At 55.8% G+C, this 24,081-nt stretch carries 20 protein-coding genes; 9 read left to right on the forward strand and 11 right to left on the reverse strand.

What is annotated here, in order from left to right; translation table 11 throughout:
* Positions 1-80: 80 nt before the first annotated feature.
* Both guaB and guaA read left to right on the forward strand, forming a co-directional pair.
* Complete coding sequence (gene guaB, locus ACW14G_RS01370) at positions 81-1,547, forward strand: IMP dehydrogenase (protein WP_455648423.1); 1,467 nt, start codon at positions 81-83, stop codon at positions 1,545-1,547.
* 69 nt (positions 1,548-1,616) lie between these two features.
* Entirely contained in the window at positions 1,617-3,194 is a 1,578-nt protein-coding gene (gene guaA / locus ACW14G_RS01375) for a glutamine-hydrolyzing GMP synthase (RefSeq protein ID WP_163446560.1), read from the forward strand.
* Between the two features lie 50 nt (positions 3,195-3,244).
* On the opposite strand, the gene ACW14G_RS01380 is transcribed toward guaA, so the two are convergent.
* Positions 3,245-3,769, reverse strand: a complete 525-nt coding sequence (locus ACW14G_RS01380) for a GNAT family N-acetyltransferase (protein ID WP_223803115.1) — start codon at positions 3,767-3,769, stop codon at positions 3,245-3,247.
* Between the two features lie 5 nt (positions 3,770-3,774).
* Positions 3,775-4,968, reverse strand: a complete 1,194-nt coding sequence (locus ACW14G_RS01385; protein WP_249022905.1) for an MFS transporter — start codon at positions 4,966-4,968, stop codon at positions 3,775-3,777.
* A gap of 97 nt (positions 4,969-5,065) precedes the next feature.
* On the opposite strand from ACW14G_RS01385, the gene ACW14G_RS01390 reads away from it, so the two are divergent.
* A complete protein-coding gene (locus ACW14G_RS01390; RefSeq protein ID WP_419058566.1) occupies positions 5,066-5,959 on the forward strand; it encodes a LysR family transcriptional regulator in 894 nt (297 codons plus the stop codon).
* Here ACW14G_RS01390 and mscS read toward each other — a convergent pair.
* Positions 5,956-6,834, reverse strand: coding sequence for a small-conductance mechanosensitive channel MscS (mscS, locus tag ACW14G_RS01395; RefSeq protein ID WP_249022907.1), 879 nt, complete (start codon positions 6,832-6,834; stop codon positions 5,956-5,958). The two genes, ACW14G_RS01390 and mscS, sit on opposite strands and share 4 nt — an antisense overlap.
* 315 nt (positions 6,835-7,149) lie before the next feature.
* A complete protein-coding gene (locus ACW14G_RS01400) occupies positions 7,150-7,353 on the reverse strand; it encodes a YfgG family protein (RefSeq protein WP_163446564.1) in 204 nt (67 codons plus the stop codon).
* 351 nt (positions 7,354-7,704) lie between these two features.
* Here ACW14G_RS01400 and ACW14G_RS01405 point away from each other — a divergent pair, with 351 nt between their 5' ends.
* The gene (locus ACW14G_RS01405) at positions 7,705-9,990 is read left to right on the forward strand and encodes an EAL domain-containing protein (protein WP_249022908.1); all 2,286 of its coding nucleotides are present in this window, start codon (positions 7,705-7,707) and stop codon (positions 9,988-9,990) included.
* Here ACW14G_RS01405 and ppx read toward each other — a convergent pair.
* The 4 genes from ppx to purM all read right to left on the reverse strand — a co-directional run bounded on the left by ppx (position 9,943) and on the right by purM (position 15,484).
* Positions 9,943-11,490: an exopolyphosphatase gene (ppx, locus tag ACW14G_RS01410; RefSeq protein WP_163446566.1), complete on the reverse strand. Its 1,548-nt coding sequence runs from the start codon at positions 11,488-11,490 to the stop codon at positions 9,943-9,945. The genes ACW14G_RS01405 and ppx overlap by 48 nt on opposite strands.
* A gap of 3 nt (positions 11,491-11,493) precedes the next feature.
* Positions 11,494-13,554: a polyphosphate kinase 1 gene (gene ppk1, locus ACW14G_RS01415; RefSeq protein WP_249022910.1), complete on the reverse strand. Its 2,061-nt coding sequence runs from the start codon at positions 13,552-13,554 to the stop codon at positions 11,494-11,496.
* A gap of 250 nt (positions 13,555-13,804) precedes the next feature.
* A complete protein-coding gene (gene purN, locus ACW14G_RS01420; protein WP_163446568.1) occupies positions 13,805-14,446 on the reverse strand; it encodes a phosphoribosylglycinamide formyltransferase in 642 nt (213 codons plus the stop codon).
* A complete protein-coding gene (gene purM / locus ACW14G_RS01425; protein ID WP_167575256.1) occupies positions 14,447-15,484 on the reverse strand; it encodes a phosphoribosylformylglycinamidine cyclo-ligase in 1,038 nt (345 codons plus the stop codon).
* A gap of 287 nt (positions 15,485-15,771) precedes the next feature.
* Between purM and bglK the strand changes: the two genes are divergently transcribed.
* The 5 genes from bglK (at position 15,772) to ACW14G_RS01450 (ending at position 21,089) form a co-directional block, all read left to right on the forward strand.
* Entirely contained in the window at positions 15,772-16,662 is an 891-nt protein-coding gene (gene bglK, locus ACW14G_RS01430) for a beta-glucoside kinase BglK (protein WP_163446570.1), read from the forward strand.
* Positions 16,663-16,674: 12 nt separating this feature from the next.
* A complete protein-coding gene (locus tag ACW14G_RS01435; protein ID WP_163446571.1) occupies positions 16,675-18,105 on the forward strand; it encodes a 6-phospho-beta-glucosidase in 1,431 nt (476 codons plus the stop codon).
* Positions 18,106-18,291: 186 nt separating this feature from the next.
* Positions 18,292-18,918: a uracil phosphoribosyltransferase gene (upp, locus tag ACW14G_RS01440; protein ID WP_064543612.1), complete on the forward strand. Its 627-nt coding sequence runs from the start codon at positions 18,292-18,294 to the stop codon at positions 18,916-18,918.
* Positions 18,919-19,001: 83 nt separating this feature from the next.
* The gene (uraA, locus tag ACW14G_RS01445) at positions 19,002-20,291 is read left to right on the forward strand and encodes a uracil permease (protein WP_064543614.1); all 1,290 of its coding nucleotides are present in this window, start codon (positions 19,002-19,004) and stop codon (positions 20,289-20,291) included.
* A gap of 96 nt (positions 20,292-20,387) precedes the next feature.
* Positions 20,388-21,089, forward strand: a complete 702-nt coding sequence (locus tag ACW14G_RS01450) for a DnaA inactivator Hda (protein ID WP_074398749.1) — start codon at positions 20,388-20,390, stop codon at positions 21,087-21,089.
* Here the strand turns inward: ACW14G_RS01450 and ACW14G_RS01455 are convergent.
* From ACW14G_RS01455 to ACW14G_RS01465, 3 genes are all read right to left on the reverse strand, one after another.
* Positions 21,086-21,424 carry an anti-adapter protein iraM gene (locus ACW14G_RS01455; protein ID WP_065355895.1) on the reverse strand — a complete coding sequence of 113 codons (339 nt, stop codon included), beginning with the start codon at positions 21,422-21,424 and terminating at the stop codon, positions 21,086-21,088. The genes ACW14G_RS01450 and ACW14G_RS01455 overlap by 4 nt on opposite strands.
* Before the next feature lie 241 nt (positions 21,425-21,665).
* Entirely contained in the window at positions 21,666-23,123 is a 1,458-nt protein-coding gene (locus tag ACW14G_RS01460) for a leucyl aminopeptidase family protein (RefSeq protein WP_249023293.1), read from the reverse strand.
* Between the two features lie 3 nt (positions 23,124-23,126).
* Complete coding sequence (locus ACW14G_RS01465; protein ID WP_163446573.1) at positions 23,127-24,080, reverse strand: N(4)-(beta-N-acetylglucosaminyl)-L-asparaginase; 954 nt, start codon at positions 24,078-24,080, stop codon at positions 23,127-23,129.
* Position 24,081: the final 1 nt, after the last annotated feature.

Genomic DNA, 24,081 nt, shown 5'->3' on the forward strand with positions numbered 1-24,081 from the left:
AAAAAAGTGTGGATGCAATCGCTTACGCTCTGTATAATGCCGCGGCAATATTTAATAACCTCCCAGGTGAGATATTGCCCATGCTACGTATCGCTAAAGAAGCCCTGACGTTTGACGACGTCCTCCTCGTTCCCGCTCATTCTACCGTTCTGCCGAACACGGCTGACCTTAGCACTCAGCTGACCAAAACCATTCGTCTGAACATTCCTATGCTCTCTGCGGCAATGGACACCGTGACTGAAGCGCGCCTGGCGATTGCCCTGGCACAGGAAGGCGGCATTGGTTTTATCCACAAAAACATGTCTATCGAGCGCCAGGCGGAAGAAGTTCGCCGCGTGAAAAAACACGAATCCGGCGTGGTAACCGACCCGCAGACCGTGCTGCCAACCACCACTTTGGCAGAAGTGAAAGAGCTGACCGAGCGCAACGGCTTCGCGGGCTATCCGGTTGTGACCGAAGACAATGAACTGGTAGGTATCATTACCGGCCGTGACGTGCGTTTCGTCACCGACCTGAGCCAGCCGGTGAGCGTCTACATGACTCCGAAAGATCGTCTGGTAACCGTTCGCGAAGGCGAAGCGCGTGATGTGGTGTTCGCCAAAATGCACGAACGTCGCGTCGAAAAAGCGCTGGTGGTTGACGATAGCTTCCACCTGCTGGGCATGATCACCGTTAAAGACTTCAAAAAAGCCGAACGTAAACCGAACGCGTGTAAAGATGAGAAAGGTCGTCTGCGCGTTGGGGCCGCAGTGGGCGCGGGCGCGGGCAACGAAGAGCGTGTTGATGCGCTGGTTGCCGCGGGCGTTGACGTCCTGCTGATTGACTCCTCTCACGGTCACTCTGAAGGTGTGCTGCAGCGTATCCGTGAAACCCGGGCGAAATATCCTGACCTGCAAATCATCGGCGGTAACGTCGCGACTGGCGCTGGCGCTCGCGCACTGGCGGAAGCCGGTTGCAGCGCGGTGAAAGTGGGTATCGGCCCTGGCTCCATCTGTACGACTCGTATCGTGACCGGCGTGGGCGTTCCGCAGATCACCGCCGTTTCCGACGCGGTTGAAGCGCTGGAAGGCACCGGTATTCCGGTTATCGCTGACGGCGGTATCCGTTTCTCCGGTGATATCGCTAAAGCGATTGCCGCTGGCGCCGCTGCCGTGATGGTGGGCTCTATGCTGGCCGGTACTGAAGAATCCCCGGGCGAAATTGAACTCTACCAGGGCCGTTCTTACAAATCTTACCGTGGTATGGGTTCTCTGGGCGCGATGTCCAAAGGCTCCTCCGACCGTTACTTCCAGAGCGATAACGCCGCTGACAAACTGGTACCTGAAGGTATCGAAGGTCGCGTAGCGTATAAAGGCCGCCTGAAAGAGATCATTCACCAGCAGATGGGCGGCCTGCGCTCCTGTATGGGTCTGACCGGCTGTGGTACCATTGACCTGCTGCGTACCAAAGCGGAATTCGTACGCATCAGCGGTGCGGGCATCCAGGAAAGCCACGTTCACGACGTGACCATCACCAAAGAGTCCCCGAACTACCGTCTGGGCTCCTGATAAGTTTCCGCGCCCGGTTTTAAACCGGGCGTTTTGTTATTGTTTCACTTGCCTCGGAATTATCGTCAAATGACAGACAATATTCATAAACATCGCATTCTCATCCTCGATTTCGGATCGCAGTATACCCAGCTGGTCGCGCGTCGCGTCCGCGAACTGGGCGTCTACTGTGAACTGTGGGCATGGGATGTTACTGAAGCACAAATCCGTGAGTTCAACCCGAGCGGCATCATCCTCTCCGGTGGCCCGGAAAGCACCACCGAAGCAAACAGCCCGCGCGCGCCTGAGTACGTCTTCAACGCCGGTGTGCCGGTCTTTGGCGTCTGCTACGGTATGCAGACCATGGCGATGCAGTTAGGTGGCCATGTTGAAGGTTCTAACGAGCGTGAGTTCGGCTACGCCCAGGTTGAAGTGCAGACCGACAGCGCGCTGATTCGCGGTATCGAAGATTCTCTGACCGCAGAAGGCAAACCGCTGCTGGACGTGTGGATGAGTCACGGCGATAAAGTGACCGCGATCCCGGAAGGTTTTGTCACCGTTGCCAGCACCGAGACCTGCCCGTTCGCCATTATGGCGCACGAAGAAAAACGCTTCTACGGCGTGCAGTTCCACCCGGAAGTGACCCACACCCGTCAGGGCATGCGCATGCTGGAGCGCTTCGTACGCGATATCTGTCAGTGTGAAGCCCTGTGGACCCCGGCTAAAATCATCGACGACGCCGTTGCGCGTATTCGTGAACAAGTTGGCGAAGACAAAGTTATTCTGGGCCTGTCTGGCGGCGTGGACTCTTCCGTCACCGCGATGCTGCTGCACCGCGCTATCGGTAAAAACCTGACCTGCGTCTTCGTCGATAACGGTCTGCTGCGTCTCAACGAAGCCCAGCAGGTGATGGACATGTTCGGCGACCACTTCGGTCTGAACATCGTTCACGTGGAAGGCGAGCAGCGCTTCCTGGACGCGCTGAAAGGCGAGAACGATCCGGAAGCGAAACGCAAGATTATCGGCCGCGTGTTCGTGGAAGTGTTCGACGAAGAAGCGCTGAAGCTGGAAGACGTGAAATGGCTGGCGCAGGGCACTATCTATCCTGACGTGATCGAATCTGCGGCGTCTGCCACCGGTAAAGCACACGTTATCAAATCTCACCACAACGTGGGCGGCCTGCCGAAAGAGATGAAGATGGGTCTGGTTGAGCCGCTGCGTGAGTTGTTCAAAGACGAAGTGCGTAAGATCGGTCTGGAACTGGGCCTGCCGTACGACATGCTGTACCGTCACCCGTTCCCGGGCCCGGGTCTGGGCGTGCGCGTGCTGGGCGAAGTGAAGAAAGAGTACTGCGACCTGCTGCGTCGTGCGGACGCTATCTTCATTGAAGAGCTGCACAAAGCTGACCTGTACAACAAAGTGAGCCAGGCGTTCACCGTGTTCCTGCCGGTTCGCTCCGTTGGCGTAATGGGCGATGGCCGTAAGTACGACTGGGTTGTTTCCCTGCGTGCTGTGGAAACCATCGACTTTATGACCGCGCACTGGGCACACCTGCCGTACGATTTCTTAGGCCGCGTCTCTAACCGCATCATCAACGAAGTGAACGGTATTTCCCGCGTGGTGTATGACATCAGCGGTAAGCCGCCAGCCACGATCGAGTGGGAATAATTTTCCCTCTCCGTTAGCGTGCAAAACCCTCTGCCTGGCAGAGGGTTTTTTTATGCCGCTTCGTCACGTCGTCGCCGATACTGCAAACTTGGCTCCGCCCCCGGCACATCGTTAATTTCTCTGACCAGCCTCATTCCGCACTTCAGCAATACTTTCTGTGATGCCAGATGATTCTTGCGCACAATACCGACGACCTCATCAAGTTTTAACGTCGTAAACGCATACTCCACCGCCGCGAGGGCAAATTCTGTCGCCAACCCTTTTCCCCACGCCTCGGGAGCAAAGCGGTAGCCCAGGTTATTCACCGCGCCGAAAGGATATTCGACAATGCGCAGCCCGCCAAAACCGATGATCTGTTCGGGTGTCTCCCGCAGACTGAACGCCCAGTTGCCGAAGCCGTGAGTGTCGCGATGTTCAAGCCACCCCGTCAGGATGCGGTGAGAGTGTTCGATATCCGGATGTGGGCCCGCGGGATTAAAAGTGTTGGTCGCCGGATCGCCATAAATACGGAAAAGCGCGTCAAGGTCTGTGATCGCCACCGGGCGGAGGATCAGGCGTTCGGTTTGCAGGTGCATGGGGGTTATCCTTGTCGTGAAGCGTGTTGATCGTTGTTTTTTGTTATGCGAGCAGTCTGGCACAGCGCAATGGTCACCGCCAGCCCAGCGGCTATGACAGCAAGGGCTGCGGATACGGTAAGGCTTCCCTGCATACCCAGCGTCTGATTGAGCCAGGCGTAGGCAAACGGCGAGGCGGCGGCCAGCAGTTGGGCGGGGATCAGCAATACGCCAGTGCGGCGGGCATAGTCTTCGGCGGCGAACAGTTGAAGTGGCAACGTGGCTTTGAATACCGTGGTCAAACCGTTGATTGCGCCGTACCCGAGGACAAATCCTCCGGCCGCCCAGCCAATATGTGTGCTGCTGATACCCAATGCAAAGCACAGCGGTATGAAAAAGACCGTGAGCAGCGTCAGTCTGATAGGGGTTAACACGGAGCCGGAGGCGACTTCAAGAAAGCGCGCCCCGGTCTGCCCGATTCCCCACAGAATACCCACGGCGATGGGGAGACCATGGGCGGCGATAAACTCCGGCAGATGCGTAGAGGTGCCATTAGAGATAAAGGTCACGATGGCAATCAGTGCGGCGTAAAGCCAGCCCATATGAACGTCGCGGGAGAGGGCTGCGCTGGGGCTGCGCGTGCTCACTGGCGGCCGTTTTGGGGTGGGCATTGGGATGAGAATCAGAGCGCTCAGAAACCCGAGCAGACTGTACACCAGCAGCGCATGTCGCCAGTCGATTAGCGTGAGTAATGCACTGCCCAGCGGCCAGAAGAATGCGGAGGCTAGCCCGCCGGCTAAGGTGACGCGGGAAATGGTCGCTCTGGCTCGCTGGCCGTAAAGGTACACCAGCGCGGCAAACAGACCGTCGTACAGTGCCAGCCGCATGCCGACGCCGGTCAGTATCCAGGCGCAGTACCATCCCGACAAGGTGTGGATGAGAGACATCAAAAGACAGCCTATGGCAATCAGCATTGTGCCGCCGATCACCACACGCTGGCCGCCAAAATGTGCCAGCAGGCGGGCGACCCATGGCGAAAGTAGCGCCATGACCAGCATGGCCAGCGTCAGGCCGAAATAGATATGCGTCGCTGCCCAGCCGGTATCTTGCGTAATCGCGCGGGCGAAGGTGCCAGGCATATAAAACGAGATTCCCCAGTTAATCAACTGGTTGCCTCCAGCGGCAAGGGTGACAGAAAGAGGGGCGGCAGGTGTTTTCATTATATTCTCGTCAGTTATGCAGTTGCTGGCAGCATAACGCTCACGCTATTGTGCTGGCAGAGCCCTCCGTTTATGACCCTGATAAGAGAAACTTTGCATGACGACCCTGAATCTGGGATATCTGGCAACCTTCCGCCTGGTGGTGCAGCGCGGCAGCTTTTCGGCGGCGGCTGACGTGCTGGGTATCTCTCAGCCGGCGGTAAGTCTTCAGGTACGTCAGCTTGAACAGTTCTTACAGGCAAGGTTGATTGAGCGTACCGGGCGCGGCGTGAAGGCGACGGCGGCAGGAATGGCGTTGCTGCTGCACGGCGAGCGGATTGAACAGGCGGTGAATGAAGCCGTGCAGTCGGTAAACGAATGCAGCGAGCAGGTGAGCGGTGAGATTTCGTTGGGCACCGGGGCTACGGCGTGCATTCATCTGTTGCCGCCGATGCTGCAAGAACTGCGTGAGCGTTACCCGCTGCTGACGGTCGGGGTGACCACTGGCAATACGCCGGATATCGTGCGGGCCATAGAAGAGAATCGTCTCGATTTGGGGCTGGTCACCTTGCCCGCTAGCGGGCGTAGTCTGGAGGTCATGGCGGCTCAACGAGAAGAGTTTGTGCTGATTATTGCCGCGGCGCAACGGACGCCAACGACAACGCCTGCCGGGTTGCGGGCGCTACCGCTTATCGCATTCGAGCAAGGAAGCGGCACGCGTAGTCTGATTGACGGCTGGTTCCAACGCGCAGGCGTAGAAGCCCGGCCGGTGATGCAGCTGGGCAGTATTGAAGCGATAAAGCGCATGGTGGCCGCCGGGCTGGGCTACAGTATTATTCCGCGTATGGCGGTTGAGGCGCCCCGCGATCGTGAAGGGCTGCACGTCAGTTCGCTGGCGCCACTTTTGCACCGCCAACTGGCGGTGGTGATGCGCCAGGATAAGATCCTCAGCAAAGGGATTGCTGAATTAGTGAAGCTGTTGCAAAGGGCACCCTCGTGCCCTCGGGATTAATCAACCAGCTGTAGCTGTGGATGCGCAGGTGCGGTCACGTTCTCAACGCGAATATCCATCTGTGGATAAGGCAGATCGATGTGATTGGCGTCCAGCGCCTCTTTGATGTTCTCCAGCAGGTCGTAGTAGGTGTTCCAGTACTCGGCATTGCGTACCCACACTCGCACATAAAAGTTCAGCGATGAGGAGCCCAGCTCTCCCAGACGGACGGTGACGCCGCGCTGGCGGTCAATTCGCGAGTCTTTTTCAATCAGCTGATTAATCACGCGCTTCACGTCGGCAATGCGGCTCTGGTAACCCACGCCAATGACCAGGTCGATACGGCGGAACGGGTGACGGGAGTAGTTGATAATGTTGTCAGCGATAATCTTGCCGTTGGGGATCACCACTTCTTTGCTATCGCCGGTCAGCAGCGTGGTGGAGAAAATGTGCACCTTCTCTACTGTGCCGGTCATGGCGCCAATCTGTACCACTTCGCCGGCGCGGAAAGGGCGCAGGGAAACCAGCAGCACGCCCGCGGCAAAGTTGGAGAGCGAGCCCTGAAGCGCCAGACCTACAGCCAGCCCCGCAGCGCCGATGACGGCGATGATCGATGAGGTTTCAATCCCCACGCGGCCCAGCGCGGCCACGACAAAGAAAGCCAGCGTGATGTAGCGTACCAGCGCGGTGAAAAACTGGACAATGGTGATATCGACTTTACGTTTGAGCAGCAGCTTCTCCAGCCCGCGAGAAAGCAGGCGTGAGATGGCTTTGCCAACGAACAACAGGATAATAGCGGCAACAACATTCCAGCCAAATTGAATAACCGCATCGCTGTGGCCAGCCATCCATTCAACAGCATTTTTTATTTTTGGAAATAAGGTAAAACCGATCATCACAAGCCCTGCCTGGCTAAAAATAATGGCGAAAAAATCAAATGAAGATATATAAAATATCTATATATTTGTTTTCATATATCCAAGATGGATGGGTTAGCGATTATTTGCGCACTTATTGTCTTTTTTCTGCCCATTTATCAAGACTATAAAAAAACAGCGCGAATGGTGCGGCGAAGCGAAAAGAAAATTTTGTGTATTCGTGCGGGAAACGTTTTTTATCCACTTTACGACATATGGTGGGCTGACATGTAGATCCCTTACCGGATGGTTAAACAGGATGCTTAGCCATCCGGTAAGGAATCTTTCGGGGGATTACCGCTCGTCGGGTTGTGCGGGGGGCGTCTGTTGCGACAGGCTGCTCTGCTGGGATTCTTTTTTGTCCTGGTGGTGATGCCACGCACCGATGGAGGAGTAGACGAAGCGTCCGAAGAAGAAGAGGAAACTGATAAGCAGTACGATCCGGGTCATTCGACTGTTAAATCGGTGTCGTTTTCGTAGGCTGGTAACCTGGCTCACAAAGGGGTCCTTTAGCAATACCCATAGACGGGCGATGTGTACATTAAGGCACAGAGTGACGCACGGGTCAATTGAGGTGAATGTAAAAATCCGTCAGATAAAACATTAATTAATGTTATATAAGATATTATACGTATTCACAAAGATAAATTAATAATTAGATAAACGGCAAAGAAAACGAAATTATTGTTTTTATGTACGCGGTTTCTTGACTCACATCAAACTTCATTCGTAGCTGATAACTAAAATTCTCGCTATACCCGCGCATTGCCTTCTTTCGCGGACGTTTAAGCCAGGTTGGATGCCTGTCTGAAAATACCCAGCAGGATTTGGGGTATCTATAGAGCATCTATGAATTTCTGTAAAATATATAAGCAATATCGCGATTGCTGGTGGGGGCTTCCGCTGATATTGCCACTCCTGATCTTGCCAATAATTAGACTTGCTAATACGTACACTTATGTTGGCGGCGGCAAGACCTACCTTTATTATCTGCCGATGCCGTTTCTGCTGTGTATGATGCTGTTTTTCGGCTGGAAAGCGTTGCCTGGGCTGATGGTTGGTATTGGCTGCTATCTCACGCGCGATCTGCATATGGTTGAAGAAATAGGCATCACGCTGCAGTTTCTGATCCCTACGCTGGTGGCATGGGGCGGCTATCAGTACTTCAACAGCGGGCGCAAAATGGTGTCGCATGGCGACACGCGACTCATGGCGCAGCGGTTGTTCTGGCAGATGTTTGTCCCGGCCACGCTGTTTATGTTGCTGCTCCAATTTACGCTGTATATCGGTATTTACCCGAGCTTCAGCGATGTACAATGGACCTCGCCGCTCACCCAGCGCAATTTGATCAACTACCAGTCGCTGCTGATGGGCTACCTGACCGGCGTGCCGTTATGTTATTTGCTGATTAGATTAATCCGCAACCCATACTATATTCGCTCCTTTATTTCGCAGGTGCGCCGGGACTTTGACCCAAAAGTGAAGTGGCCGGAAATGATAGTATGGAGCGGCTTCTTGCTGGGGATTTTCTCCTTGCTGATGAAGCCGCTGGACAGCGGCAGCACCATTTTCAGCACCAACTATACAATCTCTTTGCTGCTGCCCATTATGCTGTGGGGATCGATGCGCTTCGGCTACCGCTTTATTTCGGTGGTCTGGACGCTGCTGCTGATTGTGGCGATTCACTACCACTATCACTACGTGCCACACACCGCAGGTTACAGCGTACAGCTGGCAATTACCTCCTCCAGCTTCCTGGTGTTCTCGTTTATCATTGCTTATATGGCCATGCTCTCAAGCCGTCAGCGGGCCATTCACGAGCGGGTGCGACGGATGGCCTTTATCGATCCAGTGGTCAATCTGCCCAACATGCGCGCCTTGAATCGGGCAATCGGCAAGGCTCCATGGTCGGTACTGTGTTTCCTGCGTATGCCGGACCTGGAGGTACTCACGCGGCACTACGGTATTATGCTGCGTATCAACTACAAGCAGAATCTGGCGGAGTACCTGAGCGAGGTGCTGCGTCCTGGTGAAGGGGTGTACCAGCTGACCGGTAGCGACCTCGCCGTACTGCTGCATACGGAATCCTACAAAGAGCGCATTGAAGATCTCTATGCGCGTCTGAAGATGTTCCGCTATAGCTGGAACGGCATGCCGTTACAGCCGCAGATTGGCCTCAGCTACTGCTACATTCAATCGCCAGTATCACACCTTTCGCTGATGCTGGGCGAGCTGAATACGGTGGCCGAGCTGTCGCTGGTGACCGACCGCCCGGAAAACCTCCAGCGGCGCGGCGCGCAGCATTTACAGCAGGAGTTGAAGGACAAAATCGCCATGATGGTCCGCGTTCAGCAGGCGCTGGAGAACGACCGTTTCCGCCTGATGGCGCAGCCGATCGTCGGCATTCGCGGCGATGATTATCACGAAGTGCTGTTGCGTATGTTGGGCGATGATGATGATGAGTTGATCTCGCCAACGTTGTTCCTGCCGGTCGCCCACGAATTTGGTATGGCCTCGCGTATCGACCTGTGGGTACTGGAAAATACGCTGCGCTTTATGGCCAGCCGCCGGGCGACTAACCCGGGTATGCGGCTGGCGCTGAACCTGGCGCCATCAACGGCAAGCGGGCTAGGCTTTTCCAAACAGGTCGCGCTATTGCTGGAAGAGCATGGCATCGAAGCCTGGCAGTTGGTCTTTGAAATTACGGAAAGTCATTCATTGGTCAACGTTGAGCAGGCGCGTCGCACGCTGCGAGAGTTGCAGGAACTGGGCTGTCGGGTGGCGATAGATGATTTTGGTACCGGCTATGCCAGCTACGCCAGGCTTAAGCATATCAGCGCTGATATCCTCAAAATTGACGGCAGCTTTATCCGCAATATTGCTACCAGCAGTATGGACTATCAGATTGTGGCATCGATCTGCCATCTGGCGCGGATGAAGAAAATGCGCGTGGTGGCGGAATATGTGGAGAACGAAGAGATTCGTCAGGCGGCGATTGCGTTGGGCATAGATTACTTGCAGGGGTACTGCATTGGTAAGCCAGCTCCCCTTGAGGAGCTGGCGGCAGTGGAGTGCAAAAGCAGCGAATCAGGCCGCGACAACTTCGTCGGGCGCACGCTCCTCGGTGATTTTTAACAACCAGCCGGTGACGCTCTCCCAGTATTCCTGCTCTTTTTCCAAATCGAGCAGCACCAGCGCGTTCTGAGTAAACCAGTCGTGCGGGAAGCAGAGCGTCCAGTGGTTGGCTTCGGTCGTGAGCTTCAGCGTCGGCGGCGTGGTGGTTGCCTGACGCTGGTTGTTCAGCAGCACGCCCAGGCGTAGCAGCTGGATCATCGGCAGGAACTGCTTCTTCTTGAACAGGGTAAAGCGCGGCAGTTCGTCGAGCTTAATGGCTTTACGATGGAAGCGTACCAACGTCGCCATCAGGTACTGCTGCTCCTGATTGAACCCCGGTAGATCGCTATTTTGCAGAATGTAGGCGGAGTGGCGATGCATGCCGCTGTGATTAATATTCAGCCCCACTTCGTGCAGCATCGATGCCCATTTCAGCAGCGCGTTCAACTGCGGGTTCCCCAGCTTAGGATTTTGCTCCAGCCACTGATCGTACATTTGCATAGTGGTTTCGAGTACGCGCTGGGCCTGCTCGCGGTCGATATTGTACTGGTTTGCCAGGCTTTGCGCGGTGCGGCTACGCACGTCCTGATGGCGGAAGCGGCCTTCCATCTCATACAGCACGCCTTCACGCAGCGCGCCGTCAGACAGACGCAGCTCTTTAATGGCCAGCGCGTCGAATACGCCGCAAAGAATCGCCAGCCCCGGCACAAACACGCCTTTACGTTCCTCGGAAAGGCCCGGCAGGCTCAGGCTGCTGAAGTTCTTATACTTCAGCACTTCTTCCACCAGCTTCTCCAGGCGCTCAGGGGTGATGAAACCGTCTTTTTCGCCCATCTCGAGCAGCACTTCATGCGCGGCCTTAATGGTGCCGGAAGCGCCCATTGCCACGCTCCAGCCCTGGATGCGGAACTGCCACGCCAGCGTTTCCAGCTTTTGCACTGCCGCCATACGGGCGCGCTGGAAGTTCTCGCGGTTGATGGTGCCCGCCAGGAAGAACTGCTGGCCGAAACTCACGCAACCCATACGACGGCTTTCCACCAGCTTGGGTTCGAAATCTTCGCCAATCACCAGCTCCGTTGAGCCGCCGCCGATGTCGATGACCAGCTTGCGGCCTTTCTCCGGTTGTGTGTGCTCTACGCCCATGAAAATCAAACGGGCTTCTTCATTCCCGGAGATGATTTCAATCGGGTAGGGGATCACTTTTTCCGCACGCTTGAGAAACTCGGTCGCGTTGGCGGCCTGACGTAACGAGTGCGTGCCCACGATACAGACGCTGGAAGGGGAGAAGCCCTGTAGTCGCTCGGCAAACAGCGACAGGCAGCTTAACCCGCGCTCCATGGCCTCTTCGCTCAGCATGTTGTTCTCATCCAGACCGTCAGCCAGATGAACGCGCTGTTTCAGGCGGCCGATGATCTGCATTGCTCCGTCGACGACGCGCGCAATGACCATGTGAAAACTGTTCGAACCAAGATCAACCGCCGCAAACTCCTGCGGCCGGGGTGCTTTGCTTTTTATTGGCATAGGTTAGTCAGGTTGTTCAAGTGATTTGATGTAATCGTAAATCGCCTGCTGCGAGCGGATCTTACGGCGGTTGCCGCGCGGAACATAGCGATTACTCAGTTCTTTATCGATAAAGCGGGCTTTCACCGTGTCGCTAAACAGAATATCGATAATATCGAGGATCCGTTGTTTGAGACGCGGATCGAGCAGCGGCGTCGCCACTTCAATACGGTAATCAATATTACGGGTCATCCAGTCAGCGGAGGAGAGATAAACGCGTTTATCGCCGCCGTTCTCAAAAATATAGATCCTGTCGTGCTCAAGGAAACGGTCAACGATGCTGATCACACGAATATTTTCACTGATCCCCTCTAATTCAGGGATCAAAGAACACATGCCGCGAATCAGCAGATTGACCTGTACGCCCGAACTGGAGGCCGCATACAGGCGATCGACCAGGCCTTTATCCACCAGGTTGTTGAGCTTGAGGGTGATCCCGGCTGCGATACCGTTCTGGGCGTTGGCGATCTCGCGGTCGATCATTTCGTACAACAGGCGGCGCGAGTTTTGCGGGGATACCAGCAGATAGTCGAAGCTCACCGGACGATAGGGGTTCTCAATAAAGTTAAATACCCGGCGCACTTCGTTGGTGATACGCGCGTCGGCGGTCAGCAGCGAGTAGTCGGTGTAAATACGCGCGGTTTTCTCGTTAAAGTTACCGGTGCCGATATGGGCGTAACGCACCACGTCATCGCCTTCTTTACGCGAGATGAGGAACAGTTTGGCGTGAATTTTCAGCCCCGGTGCGGAGAAGATGACATGAACGCCCGCTTCGGTGAGCCGCTTCGCCCAGTGAATGTTGGCCTCTTCGTCGAAGCGCGCCTGTAGCTCGACCACCACCGTCACTTTCTTACCGTTGTGCGCGGCGTGAATCATCGCATCGATGATGCGCGAATCTTTCGCCACGCGATAGATGTTGATTTTGATCGCCAGCACGCTCGGGTCGAAGGAGGCTTGACGCAGCAGTTCGAGCACGTGTTCAAACGTGTGGTACGGATAATAGAGCAGTACATCGCGCTCGCGAATGGCGTCAAAGCCGTTGCGGAACTTATCGAACCACAGGTGACGCAGGCGCGGCAGTGGTTTGTTGACCAGGTTGGCCTTACCGACGTTCGGGAAGCCGATAAAGTCCTTAAAGTTGTGGTAGCGGCCGCCCGGCACGATTGAGTCGTAGCGGGAGATGGTCAGCTTTTTGCGCAGCATTTCGACCATCGCATCCGGCATGTCGCGCTGATAAACAAAGCGCACCGGTTCGGCGGTGAGACGCTGCTTGAGGCTGGAGGACATCAGCTCCATCAGGCTCGATTCCATTTCGTGCACCAGATCGTACTCGGCGTCACGGGTCATTTTCATCGAGTAGGCATTGAGAGCATCGTAGTCGAAGAAGCCTTTGAAGATGTCGTCAAGGCAATAGCGCAGGATGTTATCCAGCAGGATCATTGGTTTGCGGCGACGTGGCGTCTCCGGCGGCAGATTAACGAAGCGCGGAACCTTATCAGAAGGAATTTCCAGCAGCGCGTAGTTGATCTCTTCGCCACGGATAATTTCCACTGCCAGATAGGTGTAATCGTCTTTCAGGAACTGCACCAGGTCGGTTTCGCGGTTCAGCAGAATCGGCGTGATGTGCTGGCGCAGGTGCTGCTTAAAGTAGTGACGCAGCCAGCCCTGTTGGTTGACGGACAGCTGGCGTTCGTTAATCAGGAAGATCTGGTTTCGCGCCATCTCCAGCAGCAGTTCGTTGTACAGTCCATCGAACTCCTGGTCGGCTTTCAGCACCCGGGCCTGGATTTTACTCAGCAGGTGGCGGGAATGTGTGGTCACGCCCTGTTCTTCGCTGATGATGATGCGACGCTTCAGTTCCGCAAAGCGGACCTTATAAAATTCGTCGAGGTTGTTGGAGTAGATCCCCAGAAAACGCATGCGCTCAATCAGCGGGTTGCTTTTATCTGCCGCTTCCTGAAGGACGCGCTCGTTGAAGGACAACCAGCTCAGTTCTTTTTCGATGTACAGTTTTTCCTGACCCATTACTACTCATACTCCGGTTAATTCACGGGACGCGGCAAAGTCGTCTCACTGTTTATATTGCTAGCTTTGCCGGGTTATGTCCAACTGTGTCATCTTAGTATGACAGTTATCCGGTTTTGCCTAAGAAATTATTCGCTATCCGTTTTGATATGTAAGCTTTTTTTAGTCTTTTTTCGTACCGGTGATACGGATAAAAAGGCATAAAAAAGAGGGCCATAAAGGCCCCCTCATCGTGCGTATCGACGTGATATCACTCTTCCGCCGCGTAGCCCGCGGGCGGCAGCTGTACGCCGTCAAGCCAGGCGTGATTATCCTGCATCTTCAGGCGGCCATCGAGGAACCAGCCCACCACCAGCGGATAGATAGCATGTTCCTGAACCTGCACGCGTGAAGTGATTTCCGCTTCGTCATCACCGTCAAAAACCGGCACCTTGGCCTGCAATATGACCGGCCCACCGTCCAGCTCTTCGGTCACGAAGTGCACGGAAGTGCCGTGTTCCGCATCGCCGTTATCCAGCGCCTGACGATGGGTGTTCAGGCCGGGATATTTCGGCAGCAGGGAAGGGTGGATGTTGAGCAGTTTGCCCCGATAGTGCTGTACGAATTCAGCGCTCAGGATGCGCATGTACCCCGCCAGCACCACGACATCCGGCGCGTAGGCGTCAATCTCGTGCATCAGCTCGCGGTCGAACGCCTCGCGGCTGGCGAACTGGCTGGCAGACAGGGCATGCTGAGGAATACCCGCAGAACGTGCGCGCTCAAGGCCGAAGGCGTCGGCCTTATTGCTGAACACTGCCCGGATGGTGCCATGAATCCTTTTCTGCTCACAGGCATCAATGATGGCCTGTAAGTTGCTGCCGTTGCCGGAAATCAGCACCACGATATTTTTCATTTACTCGATGACCACACGCTGTTCGGAATCCGTGGCTTTGATATAGCCGATTTTCCACGCGGTTTCACCTTTTTCGTTCATCAGGGCGATGGCTTTATCGGCCTGGTCCGCCGCCAGGGCGATCACCATGCCGACGCCGCAGTTAAAGGTGCGGTACATTTCGTGACGGCTGACGTTACCGGCATCCTGCATCCAGTTGAACACCGCAGGCCACTGCCAGGAGGACTCGTCGATCACCGCCTGGGTGTTGTCCGGCAGTACGCGCGGGATGTTTTCCCAGAAGCCGCCGCCGGTCAGGTGGGCGATGGCGTGAACGTCGACGTTCGCAATCAGCTCAAGAATAGATTTCACATAAATGCGGGTCGGCGCCAGCAGATGGTCGGCCAGGGTTTTGCCTTCCAGCATGGTGGTGTCCGGGTTGCAGCCGCTGACTTCAACAATTTTGCGCACCAGCGAGTAGCCGTTGGAGTGCGGGCCGCTGGAGCCCAGCGCGATCAGCACGTCGCCATCGGTGACTTTGCTGCCGTCGATGATTTCAGATTTTTCGACCACGCCCACGCAGAAACCCGCCACGTCGTAATCTTCGCCGTGGTACATGCCCGGCATTTCAGCGGTTTCACCGCCGACCAGCGCACAGCCGGACTGCAGGCAGCCTTCGGCGATGCCGTTGATCACACTTGCCGCCGTGTCGACATCCAGCTTGCCGGTAGCGTAATAGTCGAGGAAGAACAGCGGCTCGGCGCCCTGAACCACCAGGTCGTTGACGCACATGGCGACCAGGTCAATGCCGATGGTGTCATGACGTTTTAAATCCATCGCTAAACGTAACTTCGTGCCAACGCCGTCAGTGCCAGACACCAGCACCGGTTCACGATATTTTTGCGGCAGCGCGCACAAGGCGCCGAAACCGCCTAGCCCACCCATCACTTCCGGACGGCGCGTTTTCTTCACCACCCCTTTGATACGGTCAACCAGAGCGTTTCCTGCGTCAATATCAACACCGGCATCTTTATAGCTGAGAGAGGTTTTGTCGGTCACTGCAAGTCTCCACGCATTTGCGATAGCAAGAAAAATCGGCGCAATTCTATCAGCCCAGGCAAACGTTTGCGAGCCTATTCTGCACCCAATTTTTCGCCTGCGTATTTTGCTGCGATTCCATCATTAAATTGGTCAAATATGATACTGCTCACGAAAATGAAACCGGGTACACCCTTGTCCTTGCATCCTCTCTGATGAATCCACATCATAGTAATGAAACCGGTTTCTGTTTTTGTTGCATAGCGCCCGGTAAGCGATCTGAAAATGGCCAGAAGGGATTGAATGGAATGAAAATTGCTGCCTTTGATATTGGGGGTACGGCGTTAAAAATGGGGGTAGTCGCCGACAGCGGCGAGCTGCTGGAAAAGGGGAAACAGCCTATCACTGACAGCGATGGCGAGCAGATTCTCGCGGCGATAGCAGGCTGGATCACCGCCCATCCCGAATGTGAAGGCGTCGCCATCAGCGCGCCTGGCTACGTTAACCCGCATACCGGCTATATCGAAATGGGCGGCGCGATTCGCCGCTTCGACAACTTTGCCATTAAAGACTGGCTGGAGGAGCGCACCGGGCTGCCCGTCGCTATCGAAAATGACGCCAACTGTGTGTTATTGGCCGAGCGTTGGCAGGGCAAAGGGGCCGAACTGTCCGATTTTCTGGTGCTGACCATCGGTACCGGCATCGGCGGCGCCATTTTCTGCAACAATCAGCTGGTGCACGGCGCGCGTTTTCGCGCTGGCGAATTCGGTTATATGCAAACTTCACGTCCCGGCTCTCGCGACGTACGCCGCTACTCCATGAACGAAAACTGTACCCTGCGCGTACTTCGCTATCGCTATGCGCAGCATCTCGGCAAAACGCTGGAAGAGGTCACCGGCGAGGAAATTTTCGACCGCTTCGACGCAGGCGATGTCGTCTGTCAGCGCCTGGTCGCCGAATTTTTCAACGGCCTGGGCACTGGCCTCTATAACCTGGTGAACCTGTTCGACCCGCAGACGATTCTCATCGGCGGCGGCATTGTTGAACGCCCCGGTTTCCTGGCGCTGATGCGCGAGCACCTTGCCTGGTTTGGCATTGCCGACTACATCGATACCGTCAGCCACGGCAACGACGCCGGGCTTATTGGCGCGGTTTACCATTTCAATCAGCACTATTCGCAGCGACAACTTACTGATTAACGAGGGAAAGATATGTCTGGATTTAAAGCTGGGTTTCTCTGGGGCGGCGCGGTCGCAGCACATCAACTGGAAGGCGGCTGGAAAGAGGGCGGCAAGGGGGTAAGCGTCGCGGACGTGATGACGGCGGGTGCGCACGGCGTGCCGCGTGAAATTACCGACGGCGTGCTGCCGGGGAAAAATTACCCCAACCATGAAGCCATCGACTTTTACCATCGTTATAAAGACGACCTGAAACTATTCGCTGAGATGGGCTATAAATGCTTCCGTACTTCTATCGCCTGGACGCGTATTTTCCCGAATGGCGACGAGCTGACACCAAACGAAGCGGGCCTGCAGTTCTATGACGACCTGTTCGATGAGTGCCTGAAGCTGGGGATTGAGCCGGTTATCACGCTGTCGCACTTTGAGATGCCGTATCACCTCGTCACGGAGTACGGCGGCTGGCGCAACCGTAAGCTGATTGAATTCTTTGTCCGCTTCGCCAAAGTGGTGTTTACCCGTTACCAGCACAAAGTGAAGTACTGGATGACGTTTAATGAAATCAACAACCAGGCCAACTACCACGAAGATTTCGCACCGTTTACCAACTCTGGCCTGAAGTACCAGCCGGGTGAGGATCGCGAGCCGGTGATGTACCAGGCCGCACACTACGAGCTGGTGGCCAGCGCTCTGGCGGTGAAGGCGGCGCGTGAAATCAACCCGGCGCTGCAAATTGGCTGCATGATCGCCATGTGTCCTATCTATCCGCTGACCTGCGCGCCGAACGACATGATGATGGCAATGAACGCCATGCATCGCCGCTACTGGTTTACCGACGTGCACGTGCGCGGTAAGTATCCGCAGCACCTGCTGAACTACTTCCAGCGTCGCGGTTTTGCGCTGGATATCACCGATGAAGACCGTCAGGCGCTCACTGAGGGCTGCGTCGACTACATCGGCTTTAGCTACTATATGTCGTTTGCCACCAAGGCCACCGAAGATAACCCGCAGCTCGACTACGACGAAACCACCAGCCTGGTTTCCAACCCGTACGTGCAGAAGTCCGACTGGGGCTGGCAGATTGACCCGGTGGGCCTGCGCTACTCGCTGAACTGGTTCTACGATCACTATCAGCTGCCGCTGTTTATCGTGGAGAACGGCTTTGGCGCCATCGACGTGCTGGAGAGCGACGGTACGGTGAACGACCAGTATCGTATCGACTATCTCTCCGCGCATATCGCTGAAATGAAAAAAGCGGTCGTGGAAGATGGCGTGGATCTGATGGGCTACACGCCGTGGGGCTGTATCGACCTGGTATCCGCGGGCACCGGCGAGATGAAAAAGCGCTATGGCTTTATCTATGTCGACAAAGACAACGAAGGTAACGGTACGCTGGCGCGCAGTCGTAAAAAATCTTTTGCCTGGTATCAAAAGGTGATTGCAACCAACGGCAGCGAGCTTTAACTCGCTGAATAGATAAAATAAAACCCCGCTCGTCGGGGTTTATTTTTATCCTGTCTTATACTGACAGATGCGCCATTCGCCGCTTTGCTTGATCCTGGTCAATCATCATAGGTATGGCGCAGCCGAAAAAAAGCGGTATAATCCCGCGATTTTTTTTGTGGCTGCCCCATCTAAAGGAGAAAGAGAATGAAGATTGTGGAAGTTAAACACCCACTCGTCAAACACAAGCTGGGCCTGATGCGTGAGAACGACATTAGCACCAAACGCTTCCGTGAACTCGCCTCCGAAGTCGGTAGCCTGCTGACTTATGAAGCCACTGCCGGTCTGGAAACGGAAAAAGTGACTATCGAAGGCTGGAACGGCCCGGTAGAAATCGACCAGATCAAAGGTAAGAAAATTACCGTTGTGCCAATCCTGCGTGCAGGTTTGGGGATGATGGATGGCGTACTGGAAAACGTCCCAAGCGCGCGTATCAGCGTGGTGGGTATGTACCGTGACGAAGAGACGCTGGAGCCGGTACCGTACTTCCAGAAGCTGGTTTCCAACATTGATGAGCGTATGGCGCTGATCGTTGACCCGATGCTCGCGACCGGCGGCTCCGTTATCGCCACTATCGACCTGCTGAAAAAAGCGGGCTGCTCCAGCATCAAGGTGCTGGTGCTGGTTGCTGCGCCGGAAGGTATCGCGGCGCTGGAGAAAGCGCATCCGGACATCGAGCTGTACACCGCATCGATCGACCAGGGGCTGAATGAGCAGGGATACATCATCCCGGGCCTCGGCGATGCCGGCGATAAGATTTTTGGTACCAAGTAAACGAAAAAATAAAAAGAGCCGACTTTGATAGTCGGCTTTTTTTTGAATAAAAAACCCAGACTAATAACACAGAGGAAAACACAATGACGCGCCGCGCAATTGGGGTAAGTGAGAGACCACCGCTTTTACAGACCATCCCGCTTAGTTTGCAGCATTTATTCGCCATGTTTGGCGCAACCGTGCTGGTGCCCGTGCTGTTCCACATTAACCCAGCCACCGTGCTGCTGTTCAACGGCATCGGCACGCTGCTGTACCTCTTTATCTGTAAAGGGAAAATCCCGGCCTACCTCGGGTCGAGCTTTGCCTTTATTTCTCCGGTGCTGCTGCTGCTGCCGCTAGGTTATGAAGTGGCGTTGGGCGGCTTTATTATGTGCGGCGTGTTGTTCTGCCTGGTCTCTTTCATTGTGAAGAAAGCGGGTACCGGCTGGCTGGACGTGATGTTCCCGCCGGCGGCGATGGGCGCAATCGTTGCCGTCATCGGTCTTGAGCTGGCGGGCGTAGCGGCCAACATGGCAGGCCTGCTGCCGCCGGATGGCCAGTCAGCGGATACCAAAACCATTATTATTTCCCTGGTGACGCTCGGCGTGACCGTATTCGGCTCCGTGCTGTTCCGCGGCTTCCTGGCGATTATCCCGATTCTGATCGGCGTGCTGGTCGGTTATGCGCTGTCCTTCGTGATGGGCGTAGTGGATACCACGCCGATTGCGCAGGCGCACTGGTTCGCGCTGCCAACCTTCTATACCCCGCGTTTCGAGTGGTTCGCTATCTTCACTATTTTACCGGCGGCGCTGGTGGTGATTGCCGAGCACGTCGGTCACCTGGTGGTGACGGCGAACATCGTTAAAAAAGACCTGATTCGCGACCCGGGCCTGCATCGCTCAATGTTTGCCAACGGTCTGTCGACGGTGATTTCTGGTTTCTTCGGTTCTACCCCGAACACCACTTACGGTGAAAACATCGGCGTGATGGCGATTACCCGCGTGTACAGCACTTGGGTTATCGGCGGCGCGGCGATTATTGCGATTCTGCTCTCCTGCGTCGGCAAGCTGGCGGCGGCCATTCAGATTATCCCGCTGCCGGTGATGGGTGGCGTGTCTCTGCTGCTGTACGGGGTGATCGGCGCATCCGGTATCCGCGTGCTGATCGAATCGAAAGTGGATTACAGCAAAGCACAGAACCTGATCCTCACCTCCGTGATTCTGATCATTGGCGTCAGCGGCGCGAAAGTACACATTGGCGCGGCCGAGCTGAAAGGTATGGCGCTGGCGACGATCGTCGGTATCTGCCTGAGCCTGGTCTTTAAACTTATCAGCGTACTGCGCCCGGAAGAAGTGGTGCTGGACGCCGCGGACAGCGACGAAGCGAAGTCGTGATCCGCAAACCGGGCGGGATCGCCGCCCGGTTCTCTCATCCGTTATTTCTGTGGTAAACTCTTCACGTTTTTTCGTAAGCCCATGTTGAGGTCTCCTCTGAACGCACCGGCACAGCTCTCTTTGCCACTTTATCTTCCCGACGACGAAACCTTTGCCAGTTTCTTCCCGGGCGATAACCCTTCTTTACTTGCCGCACTGCAAAATGTGCTGCGGCAGGAACATAGCGGATACATCTATATCTGGGCGCGCGAAGGCGCCGGGCGCAGCCATTTGCTGCACGCGGCTTGTGCCGAACTCTCTCAGCGCGGCGACGCGGTTGGCTATGTTCCGCTGGATAAACGCACCTGGTTTGTACCGGAAGTGCTGGAAGGAATGGAGCAGCTCTCGCTGGTCTGTATCGATAATATCGAGTGCGTGGCGGGAGACGAACCGTGGGAGATGGCGATCTTCAACCTGTATAACCGCATTCTGGAATCCGGCAATACGCGCCTGCTGATCACCGGCGATCGTCCGCCGCGCCAGCTGAATTTGGGCCTGCCGGATCTCGCCTCGCGCCTTGATTGGGGGCAAATCTACAAGCTGCAGCCGCTCTCGGACGAAGACAAGCTCCAGGCCTTGCAGCTGCGTGCCCGTCTGCGCGGTTTTGAAATGCCGGACGATGTCTGCCGCTTTATGCTCAAGCGCCTGGACAGGGAGATGCGAACGTTATTCCAGACCTTGGATCAGCTCGATCATGCCTCCATCACCGCCCAGCGTAAGCTGACCATCCCGTTTGTAAAAGAAATTCTGAAACTCTAGGTTTCCTGCGCGCCGTAAGGGCAAAGCTGGAAAGCGCATACCGTCTGGCGCGGACAGCGCCGGAGCTCCGGCATTTCATTGCCGGGGCAAAGCGTGCGTTGTTTGAAATAATCCCACAGCGAAAGGCTATACGGGAACGCGTGCAGCACCTGAATTTTCCTGACTTTTCCGTTCACAACCATGCCAAACGGCGTGCTGTCCATCACCGAACCCTGACGTAAAAAGTAGTCACCTTTACACCAGAGAATCATCTGTAGGTTTTTGGCGCTGACGGCCAGACTATACATGGTCCCGGTATCAGGGCAGACAATGAATTTCTGAATATTCCAGTTCATTTTGCTCCTTATCATCAGGTTTTTTCGTTGTATAAACGCAGAATTACCGATGTGAGTTGAACTGTCATCTCAGTTTAAATAGTTTTTAAAAACATGGTGTTATATATAAAAACTGAACGTTCATGACAAACGTTATCAGCGGTAGGCGCTATGTCAGTGCGGCTCGGAGAGAAAGCTGATAGTTAAGCTGAGCTTATCAGAAGGAAATGCCCGGCGTCGCGATGCTCGGCCGGGCGGGGGGTTAACTGTTGAGGGACAAATCGTTGAGCAAATGCTGCATCAGCAGCGGAATTGGCCTGCCCGATGCCACGCTTTTGCCGCCTTCACGCCACAGCGCCGTCCCGCTGACGTCAAGATGTGCCCACGGAATATCCGCAGGACAGAAGTGATGCAGCAGCCAGGCGGCAGAAGCGCTGATCGCCGCGTTGTTGGTCGGCGTGTTGCACAGATCGGCAATCGCGCTCTCGGTTTGCTTTTTCAAGCGCGCATCGAGCGGCAGCGACCACACTTCATCACCGCTCTGTTCACCGGCCAGGGTTAACGCTGAGCGCAGTGCCTTATCCTGGGTCATCAGCCCGCTCAGCTCATAGCCCAGCGCTTTGACTACTGCGCCGGTAAGGGTGGCTAAGTCGATGATATAACGCGTTTGTGCATGGCGCTGGCTGGCCCAGGCGATGGCGTCCGAGAGCACCAGACGGCCTTCGGCATCGGTGTTGTTGATCTCCACCGTCATGCCGTTGCAGGCGCGCGCCACGCTACCCGGCTGCATGGCGTCCGGGCCGATAGCGTTTTCCGCCAGCGCCAGTACGCCCATCACCCGCACCGGTAACGCCAGCTCGGCGATGCTTAGCATCAAGCCCAGGACGTTGGCTGCGCCGCACATGTCGTATTTCATCGTATACATGCCCGCGCCGTCTTTCAGCCACAGACCGCCGGTGTCGAAGGTGATGCCTTTGCCGACGTAGCTGCGTACCGGGCCATGACTCGCCCCCTCATAGTGAATCGCCAGCAGGCGCGGCGGACGACTGGCCCCTTTGCCTACCGCGTGCAGCAGACCCAGACCTTGCTCGATAATCGCTTGCTCATCCAAAACCTCACAGCGCAGTGCAGGGAAGGCCGCGCACAGGCGTTGCGCTTCTTCCACCACAAACTGCGGTGTGCATTGCTCGGAGGGAATATCCGCCAGGCGGCGGGCGGCAACCATCCCGTTGGCGATGGCCTGCTGTTGCTTAAACAGCGGCTCAAGGCACGCCAGTTCGTTATCTGAGCAGTAGGCATGAATATGGGTCAGACGCGTATCGTTTTGCGCCGTGGTTTTCAGCCCGAGATCCGTAAGCCGGTGCTGCTGGTTAAACAGGAAGCGCAGGGTTTTCGCCAGTACCGTGTCGTGAATTTGCGTGCAATCCAGCAGTACCTCGCGGCACATCGGTGAAGCAAACAGCGGGCGCAGAAAAGTGAGCAGTGAATCGGTCAGATTGTCCTGCCAGGCGCTTTGCGGCACCAGCGTGATACGGGCGAACGGCCCGCAACCGAAACAGGTATCCGCCAGTTTTCCCTGAGCGGCGCGCGCCGTCATCTCGGCAATCAGCGGGTTATTACGTAGCGCATCCTGCTGGAGCAAGGGACTATCGGGTCTGGTGATAAGATGACACTGTTCCTGTTCGCTGGGCAGCGCCGTGACTAATCGGTAGTGAATCATCATTTACTCCTCAATGGGCGCGCGAATGCGATCGGCATAGGCCTGCATCCAGGCGTCGTCCACCGGCTGATAATGGGTTTTCTCTTTGACGCGTTCGGCGCGGAACACCGTGAGCGGCTGGGTAGCGGTCGCGACCACGAAAGAGAAGGTTTTGATGTTGGTCGCGGCACCGAACTCGCCTTTGCGGTTCATACAGACCACGGAGAGATCCCCCGCGCGGCCAAAGCGCGACATCAGCTTATCTTCCAGTTCGTAAACCACGGAATCAGCCGCCTGCTGCGGCGTCATTCCCTGTTCCATACGGCGAACGATTTCATAGCTGGTGCAGCCTTTCATGAGATCTTCGCCCACGCCGGTGGCGGTAGCCGCGCCAATTTGACTGTCGCAGTAGAAGCCAGAGCCGATAATTGGCGAGTCGCCAATCCGCCCGCGCTTTTTCATAAACAGGCCGCTGGTCGAGGTGGCGACGCTCATTGACCCTTTTTTATCGAGAGCAATCACGCCGACGGTGTCGTGACCATCGTAGGGGCTTAACCCTTTATCCAGCGTTTCGCGACAGCGCTTGCGGTAGTGTTGCATCGCGCGTTCGGTGAGCATTTTTTTCTCGGCGAAACCCTGGCTCAGCGCCCATTCGCGCGCCCCCTGGCCGACCAGCAGCGAGTTATAACGCTGGCGGCCCAGCGCCTGCGCCACTTTAACCGGGTTGGCGATGTCGACCAGATTGCCTACGGCACCAAAGGCCAGGGTGTCGCCGTCCATCCAGGCCGCGTCCAGCTCAACCTCGCCGTTCTCGGTGGGCAGGCCGCCATAGCCCACCGATTTATAGAACGGAAAATCCTCTACCGCGACCACGGCATCCACGACGGACGTTGTTGCTGCGCTGCCAGCCGCCAGCGCAGAAGCTGACTCGCCTACGCCTTCCAGCGCCATGCGCCAGGTTGCAATAATTCCCCACATC

The organism is Kluyvera sp., from assembly GCF_965301105.1.